The sequence below is a fragment of the Ruegeria sp. H3 genome, from assembly GCF_056533095.1.
This window is the reverse complement of record NZ_JBQFOD010000010.1, coordinates 163,342-177,614: the sequence shown is the minus strand read 5'-3', so window position 1 is coordinate 177,614 and position 14,273 is coordinate 163,342. Positions and strand designations below refer to the sequence as shown.

Sequence of the window (14,273 nt, the reverse complement as noted above, 5' to 3'; positions counted from 1 at the left end):
GCAACACGCTACGACCGTGCCCCAAGGTCTTCCTATCAGCCATCGCACTCGCGGCAACCGTCATATACTGGTTATGAATCCTGACCCTAGAATGTCGAAACCGAAATATGAAACACAAAGGATTGTTCAACCCTCCGGAACAGACCCTAGCGTAGCTTGTCAGGTTTAACACCCCAAACCTATTACATCGGCACTTTCCAGCAAAGAATTGATCGGATTGAGAAACTCCCGCCCCCTCGCTTTGAACTCACTGCGTTTCCAAACCAACCAGGACGCAAGTTCGAGGATTCCGGGCTTTCCCTTTCACCTCGTATCGGTGCAGGATATGGACAAGAATTTTGAGCGGAGCCAGCACGTGATTTCGAATGAGACCTACCGGCATATGCTGACCTTCGCGGTCGTAGGGTCCCTGGCCTTCGTCGTAGACGCAGGGGTGTTCACGGCCTTGAATACGCTTGGCGCTGGCACGTTTTTGTCGCGCTGCCTGTCCATCCTGACGTCTGTGACTTTCACCTGGTACTTGAACCGGACGTTCACGTTTAAAACCCAAACCCCGCCCAGTTTCATTGAATTTCTCAGCTATCTGGGCGGCATGCAGTTGGGCCTGATCACCAACTTCACCACGTTCTTTATAGTGCTCTATATCTCAGAGTTTGCGAATACCTATCCGATCATCGCGCTGGCGATTGCGACACTTGCCGGGATGACGATCAACTTTCTGATTTCGAGAAAGATTTTGCAGAAATAGTCTCACCGCTATAAAACTCAGATATTGTCATGCGATTACGCTTAATCCACTTGAATACGCCGTTTGTCAGTTGAACTAAATTAATCAGTTGGGGAAACCCGTTCGTGCTTAAAAACTTCTTCCTCATTTGCCTTAGTACGCTGATCAGTATGGCGGTGCTTGAAGTGGCACTGCGCATTTTTGACCCCTTGGGTTTTCAACCGCATGTCAGCCGCGATCTGGCAAATGTTCCTCTGGTCAATGACGAGAATTATTTCTGCACAGGTGGGCCAAAGCGTCTGATCCCGCATCCGGTGGTGTACTCACGCGAAACGCCCAACCAGTCCTATTTTGAGTTCCGCAACGATATCGCCACATTCGTCAAGATCAACGAACAGGGCTTTCGCGGTGTGTTCGACCCAGGTGATGGGCAAGAGCGTGTGATCGTGCTTGGGGATTCCTTCATTCGCGGCAGCTTATCTGACGAGACGGAAACCATCCCTGCGCTGTTGTCCGAATGGTCTGCAGATACACATTTCGTCAATCTGGGCACTGGTGGCCACGGCACGTTGCAACACGCGCTGACCTATGATGAGTTCAAAGACCAGATCGCGCATGAGACTGTGCTTTTGTTCATCTTCAATCGCAACGATCTGGTCGACAACATACGGTTCCAAAAGTGGCAGCAAAACCCAAAGCCAATCTCGCGTGAGCCGACGGTCACACAGAAATTGAAACGGGCCTTTGCAAAGCTGTACGTTGGAAAACTGGTGCTGAGTTTCAAAAACGCGCTGTTTGATCAGAACCTCTACCCGTCGGTCCCGACCGAGATGGAAGAGGCGCTTTTGCTTCGATCCCTTGCGGACCTTTCGCAGTCCGTCGCAGATCAAGGCGCAGAGTTGATTGTATTTTCACTGCCCGATATCTCGGAATTCCTGGGCAAAGATACGATCACCTTCCGGGATGACCCGGTTGGCTATTCTGACGCGGTGCGTCACCTGATAGCGGGGGCCGCCGAACAGAACGGTTTTGCCTATCTGAACCTGAAACCTGGCCTTATTGAGATATCCGAAGATCTGAACCTACTTACAGCAGAGCTGTACGGCACACCGGACCACCATCTGCGGGAAATTGGCAGTTTTGCAGTGGCAAATCTGGTAGCCCAATTCCTTCAGGACAGCAACGTTGCCGCCTTTACCCCGGATGCTGAATTTGTGGATCGCATGCATATCGATCCAGCCAATGTCGCCTGTCCTTAGGCCTCATCCGCTTCACCCTGCAGCGCGAATTTGCGACCATGCAAAACGATATGCAGCGGGTATTCAGACAGATGCATGGAATGCAGGCGGCGCTCGAACTCCTCGGCGTCGATATCCACCGGCAATTGCTGCATGGCTGAAAGCTCTTTCATCCTGCGCGCCTCACCGCGCCAACGCTCATTGCCGGCGGCTTTGATCTGCTCCGCGAGATAAGTTTCACCGCCGGTGGCGATCCAGCCGATCACTTCTTGCAGCAGGTGGTAGAGATAAAGATGGGTGCGTGACAAAACAGAGCGCAGTCCATCTTTGGGCAGGATCGGAAAACGCAGCGCTTTGATGATCGTACCATTGTCGACCTTGGTGTTGATCAGATGGGCCGTCACACCGTACTGATCCGCTCCTTCATACAGCGCGAAGTTAATGCAACCACTACCCGGGTATTCCGGCGGGCCCGGATGGAAGTTTATCGCAGCAACCGAGGCCGCGTCGATCATCGCCTGATCCAGAATAAAGTAGCTGCGAAAGCAAAAGATATACTCACCCCGCCATTCGCGCACCCAGGTAGGCAGGCCATGCCCCAAACCTTTGGATTCAACATAGCTGACGTCAAAGCCTGCAAAGTTCAGAAATTCCAGCGCCTTTTGGGTGCCGTCACAATTCTCGCGGCCAAAGAACAGGACTTTGGCGCCATTGGTATGGGTCTTTTGCTGAGTTTCGTTCGTCATCACGTCCACGCGTCCAAATCACGCCCCGCCATTGTTGGGGTCTTGTTGGTCGGGACTATGACATACAAAAATCGGCTGCTCTAGGGCAGGTTTGGAAAGGCCCGCACCGGTTTGGCGCGGGCCTGTTTGTTTAGTCAATGATCGCGTTCAGCGTGGCGCTGGGGCGCATTACAGCTGCCGCCTTTGCCTGGTCGGTGTGATAATACCCACCCAGATCAGCTGCAGCACCTTGGGCCGCTGCCAGTTCGGCCAGAATCTGCTCTTCCTTGGCCGCCAGTTCTCTGGCAACCGGTGCAAATTCTGCGGCCAGATCGGCATCGTCACTTTGCGCTGCCAGCGCTTCGGCCCAATAGCGGGCGAACCAGTAATGGCTGTCGCGGTTGTCAGGCTGGCCAACTTTGCGGCTGGGCGACTTGTTGTTATCCAGAATGGCCTGGGTTGCAGCCTCGGCCGCTGCGCCCAACACGCCGGCCTTGGCGTTACCTTTGCTATCGGCCAGGAAGTTCAGCGATTCACCCAAGGCGCAGAATTCACCCATCGAATCCCAGCGTAGGTGATTTTCCTCGACCAACTGTTGCACGTGTTTCGGGGCCGAGCCGCCGGCGCCTGTTTCGAACAGACCGCCGCCATTCATCAGTTTGACGATCGACAGCATCTTGGCCGAGGTGCCCAGTTCCAAAATCGGGAACAGGTCGGTCAGGTAGTCGCGCAGCACGTTGCCTGTGATGGCAATCGAGTCTTTGCCCGCAGTAATGGTCTCCAGCGACTGACGGGTCGCTTCGCGCGGGGCCATGATCTGGAACTTGTCAGCCACGCCTGCCGCCTCAAGCGCGGGTTTGACGTATTTGATCAGCTCGGCGTCGTGGGCGCGGTTGGCGTCCAGCCAGAAAATAGCTTCGGACCCCGTCAGGCGCTGACGGTCCATGGCCAGCTGGATCCAGTTCTCGATCGGGGCTTTCTTGACAGTGCAGGACCGCCAGATATCGCCCTGCTCGACGTCGTGCGAATGCAGCGTCTCGCCATTTGCCAGAACGATGCGGATGGTGCCATCAGCAGGGGCTTGGAATGTGGTCGGGTGCGAGCCATATTCTTCGGCCTTCTGCGCCATCAGGCCCACGTTGGCCACGGCTCCGGCAGTTGCCGGGTTCAGCGCGCCGTTGGCTTTGAAGAACTTGATGGATTCATCATAAACCGGCGCATAGCAGCGGTCGGGGATCACGCAATTGGTGTCGCCCTTGGCACCGGTCTCGTCCCAGCCCTTGCCGCCCGCGCGGATCACGGCGGGCATCGAGGCGTCGATGATCACGTCCGACGGGACGTGCAAGTTGGTGATGCCTTTGTCGCTGTCGACCATATACATGGACGGGCGGTCGCCCTTGATCGAGTCAATGGCGGCCATGATGTCGGCGTTGCCTTGAACACGCTCCAGCAGATCACCAAGGCCTGAGTTTGGGTTCACGCCCAACGCGTCCAGCTCGGCACCGAATTTCTCGAACACCGGGGCCAGCCAAGCCTTGACCGCATAGCCAAAGATGATCGGGTCGCTGACCTTCATCATCGTGGCCTTCATATGCAGCGAGAACATGGTGCCGTCTGTCTTGGTGTCCTCGATAGCGTCAGCCAGGAACGCGGACAGAGCCTTGACCGACATGAAGGTCGCGTCGGACACGGTGCCCTCAGCCAGCGGCCAGCCGTCTTTCAGAACGGTCACGCTGCCATCCTTGCCGACAAATTCGATCTTCGCATCGCCGGCTTGAGCGGCAGTGATGGTGGCCGATTTCTCGTTTGCATAGAAATCGTTGCCCGGCATGGACGACACTTTGGTTTTACTGTCCGAGGACCACTCGCCCATCGAATGCGGGTTCTTCTGGGCATAGTTCTTCACCGCCCGCGCCGCGCGGCGGTCGCTGTTGCCTTCGCGCAGAACCGGGTTCACGGCCGAGCCCTTGATCGCGTCATAGCGCGCACGGATCGCCTTTTCCTCGTCGGTTGAGGGTTCTTCGGGGTAGTTCGGAATGTCATAGCCCTGCGACTGCAGTTCCTCGATGGCCGCCACCAGCTGAGGGACCGAAGCCGAGATGTTGGGCAGTTTGATCACATTCGCATCCGGCGTCGTCACCAGCTCGCCCAAAGCGGCCAAATCATCGGTGATGCGCTGCGCGTCTGTCAGGTTCTCGGGAAACGTCGCTAGAATACGGCCCGCCAGCGAAATATCCTTGGTGCCAACGCTGACACCCGCCGCCAAGGCAAACTTGCGAATGATGGGCAGAAACGACGCGCTGGCCAATTCGGGCGCTTCGTCTACAATGGTATACAATACGTCGAAGTTCGATTTATCTGCCATATTCTTTTACCTTTTTTAAGCCTTTCGGGGCGTGCGATCCAAGAGTTGTGGCCACATCATCGCGGCGCGAGAGGGGCAGATCAATGCTATCGCCCCTGGGTGACTCTGTTTTGACAGGGCCTCCCATAAATGAGGTTTGGATTGGAATCAATCACCCATGGGCGCGCGTTTTGCCACGGGTGGCAGGATCACGTCGCGGAGGATGTCGGATGCAGGCAACGGGCCGGCTGCTTACCTAAACCGAAGCCCCGTCTCAGGATCAAACACCATAACCCGCTCGGGATCGACCGTGATGCCAACCTGCTCACCGGTGGAGCTGCGCTGGTCGTCGCGTTCTTCGACGATCAGTTTGTCGCCATTTGGCGTCAGCAAATAGGAATAAGAGACCCCACCCAGCGCCTCGGTCAGATCAACCGTACAGGTTTCGGCTGAACGGTCGATCTGGATATGTTCAGGCCGCATACCCAATGTCACCTTGGACAGACCAGCGGGAACCGATGCGGAGACCGGCAAAGGCTGGCTAAGTGCGGGGTGCGTGACATGGCCATCGGCATAGTCGCATACTAGGAAGTTCATTGCGGGCGAGCCAATGAAACCGGCAACAAAGCGGTTATCGGGATCGCGGTATAGGTCCATGGGGGCTCCTACCTGCTCGATCCGGCCGTCGCGCAGAACGACGATCTTGTCGGCCATGGTCATCGCTTCGACCTGATCATGGGTCACATAGATCATCGTGGCCCCGATTTCCTGATGCAGACGGGCAATTTCCACGCGCATTTCAACCCGCAATTCGGCGTCTAGGTTTGAGAGTGGTTCGTCAAACAGAAACACCTCGGGGCCGCGCACGATCGCGCGTCCGATGGCCACGCGCTGACGCTGACCGCCGGACAGGGCCTTGGGTTTGCGTTTCAGGTATTGATCCAGCTTCAGGATGTTCGAGGCTTCCTGAACCTTCTTGTCGATCTCACCCTTGGCCACACCGTTCATGCGCAGGCCAAACCCCATATTCTCGGCCACGGTCATGTGCGGGTAAAGCGCATAGGTTTGAAACACCATTGCCACGCCGCGCTTGGCCGGATCCATATGGGTCACCTCACGCGCACCGATATGGATTTGACCTTCGGACGTTTCTTCAAGCCCCGCAATCATCCGCAACAAAGTGGACTTGCCACAGCCCGAGGGGCCGACAAACACACAGAACTCTCCATCTTCGATCTGCAGATCAATGCCGTGAATGACCTGAGTCTGGCCATATCGTTTGATCGTTTGGTTCAGAGTTACACCTGTCATGTCCCTTGCATCCTGTCGTCCAGAGTGTTCGGGCGGGTCTCGGGGAACCGCCACGCCTGTGCCTCGGCCCCGATCTGTTCGGCAACGCGCCGAACCCGGGGAACCCAGGCTTCCAATTGTTCGAAATTCATACGGTCGGTTGAGCCGGTCACAGAAATCGCACCCAACATCCGCCCACCGGTCGTGAGAATCGGGCAAGCGATACAGATGATGCCAGGCTCATGTTCTTCGTCATCGACGGCAAAACCGCGCGCGCGAATACGGTCGAGATCAGCGCGCAGGGCCGCTTCGGACGTCAACGTCTTGTCGGTGAAACGGTGATAGCTTTGCTGGGACACCGCCTTGTTCAGCGCTTCTTCTCCTAGAAAGGCCATCATCGCTTTACCGACACCTGTGCAATAGGCTGGTCCGACCTTGCCGGCCTGCGAATACATCTCGACCGGCTGCGCGGCGTTGCGTTTGTCGACATACAAAACCTGGCTGGAATCGAGCTGTGCCAGATGAACTGTTTCGCCTGTTTCCCGGCTCAGCGAATCCAGGAATGGCCGCGCGATCGGGGCCAGAGAGCTTTGCGTCCAGGCCACATGGGCCAGACGCACCAGCCGCAAACCGGGCGTGTAGGTCTGCCGATCCGGGTCATAAGACAGCATGCCCTGATTGGTGAGGCTTTGCAGAAACCTGTACAGCGTCGCCTTGGGGAAATCGCTGCGGTCCAGCAGTTCCGCAAACCGAACCGGGCGTTCGAACGACGCCACCTGATCCAGCACATCACATGCTTTGCCTATTGTTCCGTCACCTGCCACGGGTGCGTGATCTCCTCCGTTTGACCCTCTCCATCCTCACGAGGGTCTTGACAAGACTAGCCGAGTCGATGTGTAGTTTTCAATATATAAAACTAGGTTTCAATATATGAAACCAAAATGGAAGCTTAAGGGAGGAAACCATGCATTCCATGTTCAAGCGCACTGCGGCTGCTCTAGCGGCTAGTGTGGCACTTGCTGCGCCCGTAGCGGCCGAGCTGACCGGCGAGCTGCGGATTTTCCTCGATACATCGAACCCGGCGCCTCGCGCGACCATGGAAGCGATGATCGAGCGGTTTGCGGCCGAGCACCCGGGGCTTGAGATCGAGACCACCGTGATCGACCGCGAAGCCTACAAGACCCAAATCCGCAACTTCTTGACGGCGGACACGCCTGATGTGGCAACATGGTACGCGGCCAACCGCATGAAGCCTTACGTCGAAGCTGGTCTGTTCGAAGACGTCTCGGACCTTTGGGCCGAGCCTGAAATTGCTGATAACCTTGCCTCGACCAAAGGCGCGATGACCATCGACGGCAAGCAATGGGGCGTGCCCTATACCTACTACCAGTGGGGTGTTTACTACCGCAAAGATATCTTTGATGAGCTGGGCCTGAGCGAGCCGACCACCTGGGAAGAAGAACTGGCGAACTGCCAGAAGATCGTCGACTCCGGCCGTGCCTGCTATACCATTGGCACCAAGTTCCTGTGGACCGCCGGTGGTTGGTTCGACTACCTGAACATGCGCACCAATGGCTATGACTTCCACAATCAGCTGGCCAATGGCGAAATCAGCTGGGAAGACGACCGGGTCAAGCAGACCTTCGCCAACTGGAAGCAGTTGATCGACATGGGTGCTTTCATCGACAACCACCAGACTTATAGCTGGCAAGAGGCCCTGCCCTTCATGGTCAACGGCGAAGCCACTGCGTACCTGATGGGCAACTTTGCTGTAGCGCCGCTGCGCGAAGCAGGTCTGACCGATGATCAACTGGACTTCTATCAGTTCGTTGCCATCAACCCCGATGTCGAATTGGCAGAAGACGCACCGACCGACACCTTCCACATTCCGGCCAACGCCTCGAACAAGGAAGCCGCGCGCGAGTTCCTGCGCTTCGTTGTTTCGGCCGATGAACAGACCGAGATCAACAATGGTGCAAACCTGGGTCAGCTGCCTGTGAATGCGCAATCCTCGGTGGATGACGACAAGTTCCTGCAGCAGGGCTTCACCATGCTGTCGTCGAACAGCCCAGGCGGCGTTGCTCAGTTCTGGGATCGTGACGCGCCTGCGGAAATGGCCAAAGTGTCGATGGAAGGTTTCCAGGAGTTCATGGTCAAGCCGGACGATGCTGACCGTGTTCTGGCCAAACTGGAACGAGCGCGCCAGCGCATCTACGACAACTAAACGGATCAGGCCGGGCTGAAGCCCGGCCTACCCAAAATGCTATCGCAAGGCGGGCGTCGGCCCGCCTTCACCACAACAAGCCCGGAATGCCGACATGACCATCGCCGCAGACGCTCCAGAACAGGAAAGCTGGTTCCACCGCAACCAACAGCGCATCGCGCCGTGGCTGTTTCTGGCCCCGGGTCTGCTGTTCTTTATGGTCTATGTGATCATCCCGGTTTTCCAGTCCTTTAACCTGTCGCTTTATGAATGGGACGGGCTGGGGGCTGCGGAATATGTGGGCTTCCGCAACTACGAGGACCTTTACTGGGAATGGGTTGATCGGGATGCGTTCTATATCTCGCTGAAAAACAACCTGATCTGGCTGCTCCTTTACTTGCTGGCCATCCCGGCGGGCCTGTTCATTGCGCTGTTCCTGAACCAAACGGTCTGGGGCATTCGCCTGTATAAATCGTTGTTCTTCTTCCCTTTCGTGATTTCTCAGGTCGTTGTCGGCCTCGTTTTCACATGGTTCTATGATCCGACCTTTGGCCTGCTGAACGAATTCCTTGGCTTCTTTGGCATGGGCCCGTTAAACGTTCTGGGCGATGAGAGGTTCGTCACCTACGGCATCATCTTCGCTGGCCTTTGGCCGCAGACCGCATACTGCATGATCCTGTACCTGACCGGCCTGAACGCCGTGGACCCCGAACAGATCGAGGCCGGACGTCTGGACGGCGCAAAGGGCGGGCGGATGCTGTGGCACATCATCCTTCCGCAACTGCGCCCTGCGACCTTCATCGCCTTTGTTGTCACCATCATCGGCGCATTGCGGTCTTTCGACCTGATCTCGATCATGACCCAGGGCGGTCCCTTTGGATCGTCTCGCGTGCTGGCCTACTACATGTTCGAAGTCGCCCTATCCGAATATGGCTTCCGCATGGGATATGGCGCTGCCATCGCGGTGATCCTGTTCCTGATCATGCTCTGCTTCATCGCCTACTTCCTCTGGTCGATGTACCGCGAAGAAAAGGGGCACTGAGATGTTTCCCAAACCCATCGAAAAACAACCCCGAGCGGCGCAGATTACCTATCAGGCCATGCTGCCATTGGCGTTGCTACTGTGGCTAGGGCCACTTCTGGCGGTTGCCCTGTTCTCGGTCAAACCCGCCGCGGATTTCACCAACGCAAACTACTGGGGTATGCCCTCCAGCTTTGAAGGCGCGTTCAACTACGGGCAGGTTTTCTTCAACTCGGACATGCCACGCTATCTGATGAACTCGTTCCTGATCACCGTTCCAACGGTGATCGGCTGTGTCGCGCTCAGCAGCATGACCGGGTTCGCTCTGGGCATCTACAAGTTCAAATCGAACCTCTGGATTTTCTTCATGTTCGTTGCGGGTAATTTCGTGCCCTTCCAGATTCTGATGGTGCCTGTACGTGACCTGACGCTGGAGCTGGGTCTCTACAATACAAAAACCGGCCTTGTTCTATTCCACATCGCCTTCCAGACCGGGTTCTGTACCCTCTTCATGCGCAACTTCATCCGTGCCCTGCCTTTTGAGTTGATCGAGGCCGCACGGGTCGAAGGCATCAGCGAATGGCGCATCTTCTGGTATGTTGTCCTGCCGCTGATGAAACCTGCAATTGCCGCGCTCAGCGTGCTAATTTTCACCTTCATCTGGAACGACTATTTCTGGGCTGTGGTTTTGACCCAAGGCGCTGAAAGCCAACCTGTCACTGCAGGCATCACCAGTTTCAACGCACAATTCCGCGCCGCCTATCAATTGATGAGTGCCGGTTCTATCGTAGCGGCCCTGCCGCCGGTAGCCATGTTCTTCCTGATGCAGAAACACTTCATCGCGGGTTTGACCCTCGGTGCCGTAAAATAACGTCAAACCAAAGGTTTGCCTCAATGACAAAGATCGCCTTCATTGGTGCGGGCTCCACGATCTTCATGCAGAATATCGTGGGCGACGCGCTGCTCACCCCTGCGCTGGCCGACAGCCATTTCGCGCTGATGGACATCAATCCAGAACGTCTGGCCGAAAGCGAATCCGTGGCCCGCGCTATGATCCGCTCGGTCGGCACGGGTGCGACCGTTTCCACACACACCGACCGCCGCGCGGCGCTGGACGGGGCGGATTTTGTGATCACCGCCTTCCAGATTGGCGGGTACACGCCTTGCACGGTCGCCGATTTCGAGATCCCAAAACAATACGGTTTGCGCCAGACTATCGCTGATACGCTGGGTATTGGTGGCATCATGCGCGGATTGCGCACGGTTCCGGTTCTGTGGGACGTCGCGCGCGACATGATGCAGCTCTGCCCCAACGCGACACTGCTGCAATATGTAAACCCGATGGCGATCAATACATGGGCGCTGGCTGAACGTTTCCCGACCCTGAAGCATGTTGGCCTCTGCCACTCGGTCCAGAACACGGTCGAGGAACTGGCTCATGACCTGGACCTGCCCAAGGATGAATTCCGCTACAAGGTCGCGGGCGTCAATCACGTCGCGTTCTTCCTGAAACTGGAACATCAGGGCCGCGACCTTTACCCCGCTCTGCGACAAGGATATGCCAGCGGGCGCTTGCCCAAAGCTCCACTGTTGATGCCCCGTTGCCCCAACAAGGTGCGGTACGAGGTAATGGATCATCTTGGCTACTTTTGCACCGAAAGCTCCGAACATCTTGCAGAATACGTTCCGTGGTTCATCAAGGACGGACGCGAAGATCTGATCGAGCAGTTCTCGATTCCGCTGGACGAATACCCCACCCGCTGCATCGAGCAGGTTGAAAGCTGGAAAGAACAAGCCAAGACACTGACCGATGGTCGGGATATCGAAGTCTGCCGCAGCCATGAATTCGCTGCCGACCTGATGAACTCCATCGTCACCGACGCGCCCTATACGGCCTATGGCAACTTGCCCAACACTGGCCAAATCCCACAATTGCCTTTGGGTGCCGCGGTCGAAACCCCCTGTCTGGTAGACAGCAACGGCGTTCAGCCTACGGTGGTTGCCGATATCCCGCCTCAATTGATCGCCCTGATGCGGACCCAGATCAACGTGCAGGAACTGACGGTGCGCACGCTGGTTGAGCAAAACCCAGAACACATCTATCACGCCGCAATGATGGACCCGCACACCGCCGCCGAACTGGACTTGAGGCAAATCCGCAGCCTTGTCACCGACCTGCTGACAGCTCATGCCGACTGGCTGCCGGATTGGTGCCGCCCGGCCCGCGCCGCTTGAAAGGCCCCGCATATGACGAAGAAACGCCGTTCACAGCATTGGTACGGAAAACTCGACAAGGATGGCTTCATCCACCGATCGTGGATGAAGAACCAAGGCTTTCCCGACCACGCCTTTGACGGGCGTCCAGTTATTGGCATCTGCAACACCTGGTCCGAGCTAACCCCCTGCAATTCGGGCCTGCGTGATCTGGCCGAGGGCGTCAAACGTGGCGTTTGGGAGGCCGGGGGCTTCCCGGTCGAATTCCCGGTCATGTCGCTAGGCGAAACCCAGATGAAGCCCACCGCCATGCTGTTTCGTAACCTGCTGGCGATGGATGTCGAGGAATCGATCCGCGCCTATGGCATCGACGGCGTCGTGCTGCTGGGCGGCTGTGACAAGACCACACCGGGGCAGTTGATGGGCGCGGCCTCGGTCGATCTGCCCTCGATTGTCGTCAGCTCTGGACCGATGCTGAACGGCAAATATCGCGGTCAGAATATCGGCTCGGGCACCGATGTCTGGAAGTTTTCCGAGGCCGTCCGGGCCGGAGAGATGACCCTGCAGGACTTCATGAACGCCGAATCCGGGATGTCCCGCAGTGCAGGTGTCTGCATGACCATGGGTACGGCCTCGACCATGGCCTCTTTGGTCGAGGCGATGGGCATGTCCCTGCCCACCAACGCCGCCCTGCCCGCCGTCGATGCGCGCCGTATGGCGCTGGCGCATCTGACCGGCAAACGGATTGTCGAGATGGTGGACGAAGACCTCAAACCGTCGGACATTTTGACGATGGAAGCATTCGAGAACGCCATTCTGGCGAACGCTGCTGTGGGCGGTTCGACCAACGCTGTGGTGCACCTGTTGGCGTTGGCTGGTCGTGTCGGCGTCGATCTGACGTTGAAAGATTTTGAGATCGGCTCGGAAATCCCCCTGCTGGTCAACTGTATGCCTTCAGGCAAATACCTGATGGAAGACTTCTGTTACGCAGGCGGAGTGCCAGTTGTTCTGAGCGAACTCAAATCCTTCCTGCGACCGGCCAAGACAGTTTTGAATAAGGATATCTCGGCCCATTACGATGGGGCTGAATGCTTCAACACAGACGTCATCCGCCCCTTCAACGATCCGGTAAAACCTGCAGCAGGCTTGCGTGTTCTACGCGGCAACCTTGCACCCAACGGGGCCATCGTGAAGCCTTCGGCAGCCACTGACGAACTGCTCGAAACAGAGGCCGAGGCCTATGTGTTTGAGAACATCGAAGACCTCAAAGCCAATATCGACCGCGACGATCTACCGGTGACGCCCGAGACCATTCTGGTCCTAAAAGGCTGCGGCCCAAAGGGCTATCCCGGCATGCCTGAGGTCGGCAACATGCCGATCCCGGCAAAGCTGGTGAAAGAAGGCGTGCGCGACATGATCCGCATATCCGATGCGCGCATGTCGGGCACTGCCTATGGCACCGTCGTCCTGCATGTCAGCCCCGAAGCGCAGGCGGGCGGCACCTTGGCGCTGGTCAAAACCGGTGACCGCATCCGTATCTCGGCCAGCAAGGGCGAGATGGAACTGCTGGTCGATGAAAAGGAACTGGACGCCCGCCGCGCCGCGTGGCAACCGGACGAACCTCACTATACCCGCGGTTATGCGAAACTTTATGTCGACCACGTTCTGCAAGCCGATCAGGGCGCTGATCTTGATTTCCTTGTCGGCAAAGACACCCGCCTTGTGACCAGAGAGAGCCACTGATGACCCAACCCGCTACATTCCACGATCTGAACGGGGCCTCGGTCTATATCACTGGCGGCGGCTCGGGCGTTGGTGCGGCGCTGACCGATGGGTTTCTTGCGCAAGGTGCAAACGTGGCCTTTATCGGCCGCTCGGATGCCAGCGCCTTTGTTGAGGAGATGCGCGAGAAACACGGGCGCGCGCCGCTGTTTATGCAGGGTGATATGACCGACACAGAACTGCTGCATGCCACGATGCAAAAGGCAGCCGAGGCGCATGGCCCCTTGGACGTTCTGATCAACAACGCCGCCAACGACAAACGTCATTCGCTAGACGAATCCACAACCGAGTTCTGGGACTGGATGATCGAGGTGAACCTCAAAGCCTATTACTTTGCCTGCCAGGAAGCCGCACGCCAGATGCAGGACAAAGGCGGTGCGATCGTCAATTTCAGCTCGATCAGCTATATCATGGGCAATGCGGGCTATCCGATCTACACAACCTCGAATGCGGGCATCACGGGCATGACACGGTCGCTGGCGCGCGAATTGGGCCCGCAAAACATCCGCGTGAACGCGCTGGCCCCCGGTTGGGTCCTGACGCAGAAACAGCTGGATATGTGGGCCACGCCCGAGGATCTGGCCGCCCATCTGGACCGCCAGTGCCTGAAAGAACATCTGACACCAGAGGACATTATTGCACCAACGCTGTTTTTGGCCTCAAACGCAAGCCGCGCCATGACCGGTCAGTGTATGGCCGTTGATGGTGGCGTGGTCGTATCGGGGTGAG

The 14,273-nt window shown here is 57.1% G+C and carries 12 protein-coding genes; 8 read left to right on the top strand and 4 right to left on the bottom strand.

What is annotated here, in order from left to right; translation table 11 throughout:
• Positions 1–325 precede the first annotated feature (325 nt).
• Positions 326–748, top strand: coding sequence for a GtrA family protein (locus ACR0JE_RS13525; RefSeq protein ID WP_480864517.1), 423 nt, complete (start codon positions 326–328; stop codon positions 746–748).
• A 164-nt stretch (positions 749–912) separates the two neighbouring features.
• The gene (locus ACR0JE_RS13520; RefSeq protein ID WP_480864516.1) at positions 913–1,986 is read left to right on the top strand and encodes a hypothetical protein; all 1,074 of its coding nucleotides are present in this window, start codon (positions 913–915) and stop codon (positions 1,984–1,986) included.
• Here ACR0JE_RS13520 and ACR0JE_RS13515 read toward each other — a convergent pair.
• The 4 genes from ACR0JE_RS13515 to ACR0JE_RS13500 form a co-directional block, all read right to left on the bottom strand.
• Positions 1,983–2,711, bottom strand: coding sequence for a formyltransferase family protein (locus tag ACR0JE_RS13515; protein ID WP_480864515.1), 729 nt, complete (start codon positions 2,709–2,711; stop codon positions 1,983–1,985). The genes ACR0JE_RS13520 and ACR0JE_RS13515 overlap by 4 nt on opposite strands.
• A gap of 130 nt (positions 2,712–2,841) precedes the next feature.
• The gene (locus ACR0JE_RS13510) at positions 2,842–5,055 is read right to left on the bottom strand and encodes an NADP-dependent isocitrate dehydrogenase (RefSeq protein WP_480864513.1); all 2,214 of its coding nucleotides are present in this window, start codon (positions 5,053–5,055) and stop codon (positions 2,842–2,844) included.
• A 231-nt stretch (positions 5,056–5,286) separates the two neighbouring features.
• A complete protein-coding gene (locus tag ACR0JE_RS13505; protein WP_480547989.1) occupies positions 5,287–6,345 on the bottom strand; it encodes an ABC transporter ATP-binding protein in 1,059 nt (352 codons plus the stop codon).
• Entirely contained in the window at positions 6,342–7,148 is an 807-nt protein-coding gene (locus ACR0JE_RS13500; protein WP_480547990.1) for an IclR family transcriptional regulator, read from the bottom strand. Before ACR0JE_RS13500 ends, ACR0JE_RS13505 begins: the two co-directional genes overlap by 4 nt.
• A gap of 140 nt (positions 7,149–7,288) precedes the next feature.
• Here ACR0JE_RS13500 and ACR0JE_RS13495 point away from each other — a divergent pair, with 140 nt between their 5' ends.
• The 6 genes from ACR0JE_RS13495 (at position 7,289) to ACR0JE_RS13470 (ending at position 14,272) form a co-directional block, all read left to right on the top strand.
• Entirely contained in the window at positions 7,289–8,548 is a 1,260-nt protein-coding gene (locus tag ACR0JE_RS13495) for an ABC transporter substrate-binding protein (protein ID WP_170534866.1), read from the top strand.
• Positions 8,549–8,642: 94 nt separating this feature from the next.
• Positions 8,643–9,569, top strand: a complete 927-nt coding sequence (locus tag ACR0JE_RS13490) for a carbohydrate ABC transporter permease (RefSeq protein WP_170736103.1) — start codon at positions 8,643–8,645, stop codon at positions 9,567–9,569.
• 1 nt (position 9,570) lies between these two features.
• Positions 9,571–10,419 (top strand): carbohydrate ABC transporter permease, encoded by an 849-nt coding sequence (locus tag ACR0JE_RS13485; protein WP_480547991.1) that lies wholly within the window; start codon positions 9,571–9,573, stop codon positions 10,417–10,419.
• A gap of 23 nt (positions 10,420–10,442) precedes the next feature.
• The gene (melA, locus tag ACR0JE_RS13480; protein ID WP_480864512.1) at positions 10,443–11,783 is read left to right on the top strand and encodes an alpha-galactosidase; all 1,341 of its coding nucleotides are present in this window, start codon (positions 10,443–10,445) and stop codon (positions 11,781–11,783) included.
• A gap of 12 nt (positions 11,784–11,795) precedes the next feature.
• The gene (locus ACR0JE_RS13475; RefSeq protein ID WP_480864511.1) at positions 11,796–13,505 is read left to right on the top strand and encodes an IlvD/Edd family dehydratase; all 1,710 of its coding nucleotides are present in this window, start codon (positions 11,796–11,798) and stop codon (positions 13,503–13,505) included.
• On the top strand, positions 13,505–14,272 hold the full coding sequence (locus ACR0JE_RS13470) for an SDR family NAD(P)-dependent oxidoreductase (RefSeq protein ID WP_480864510.1): 768 nt from the start codon (positions 13,505–13,507) through the stop codon (positions 14,270–14,272). Before ACR0JE_RS13475 ends, ACR0JE_RS13470 begins: the two co-directional genes overlap by 1 nt.
• The last annotated feature ends 1 nt before the right edge of the window (position 14,273 follow it).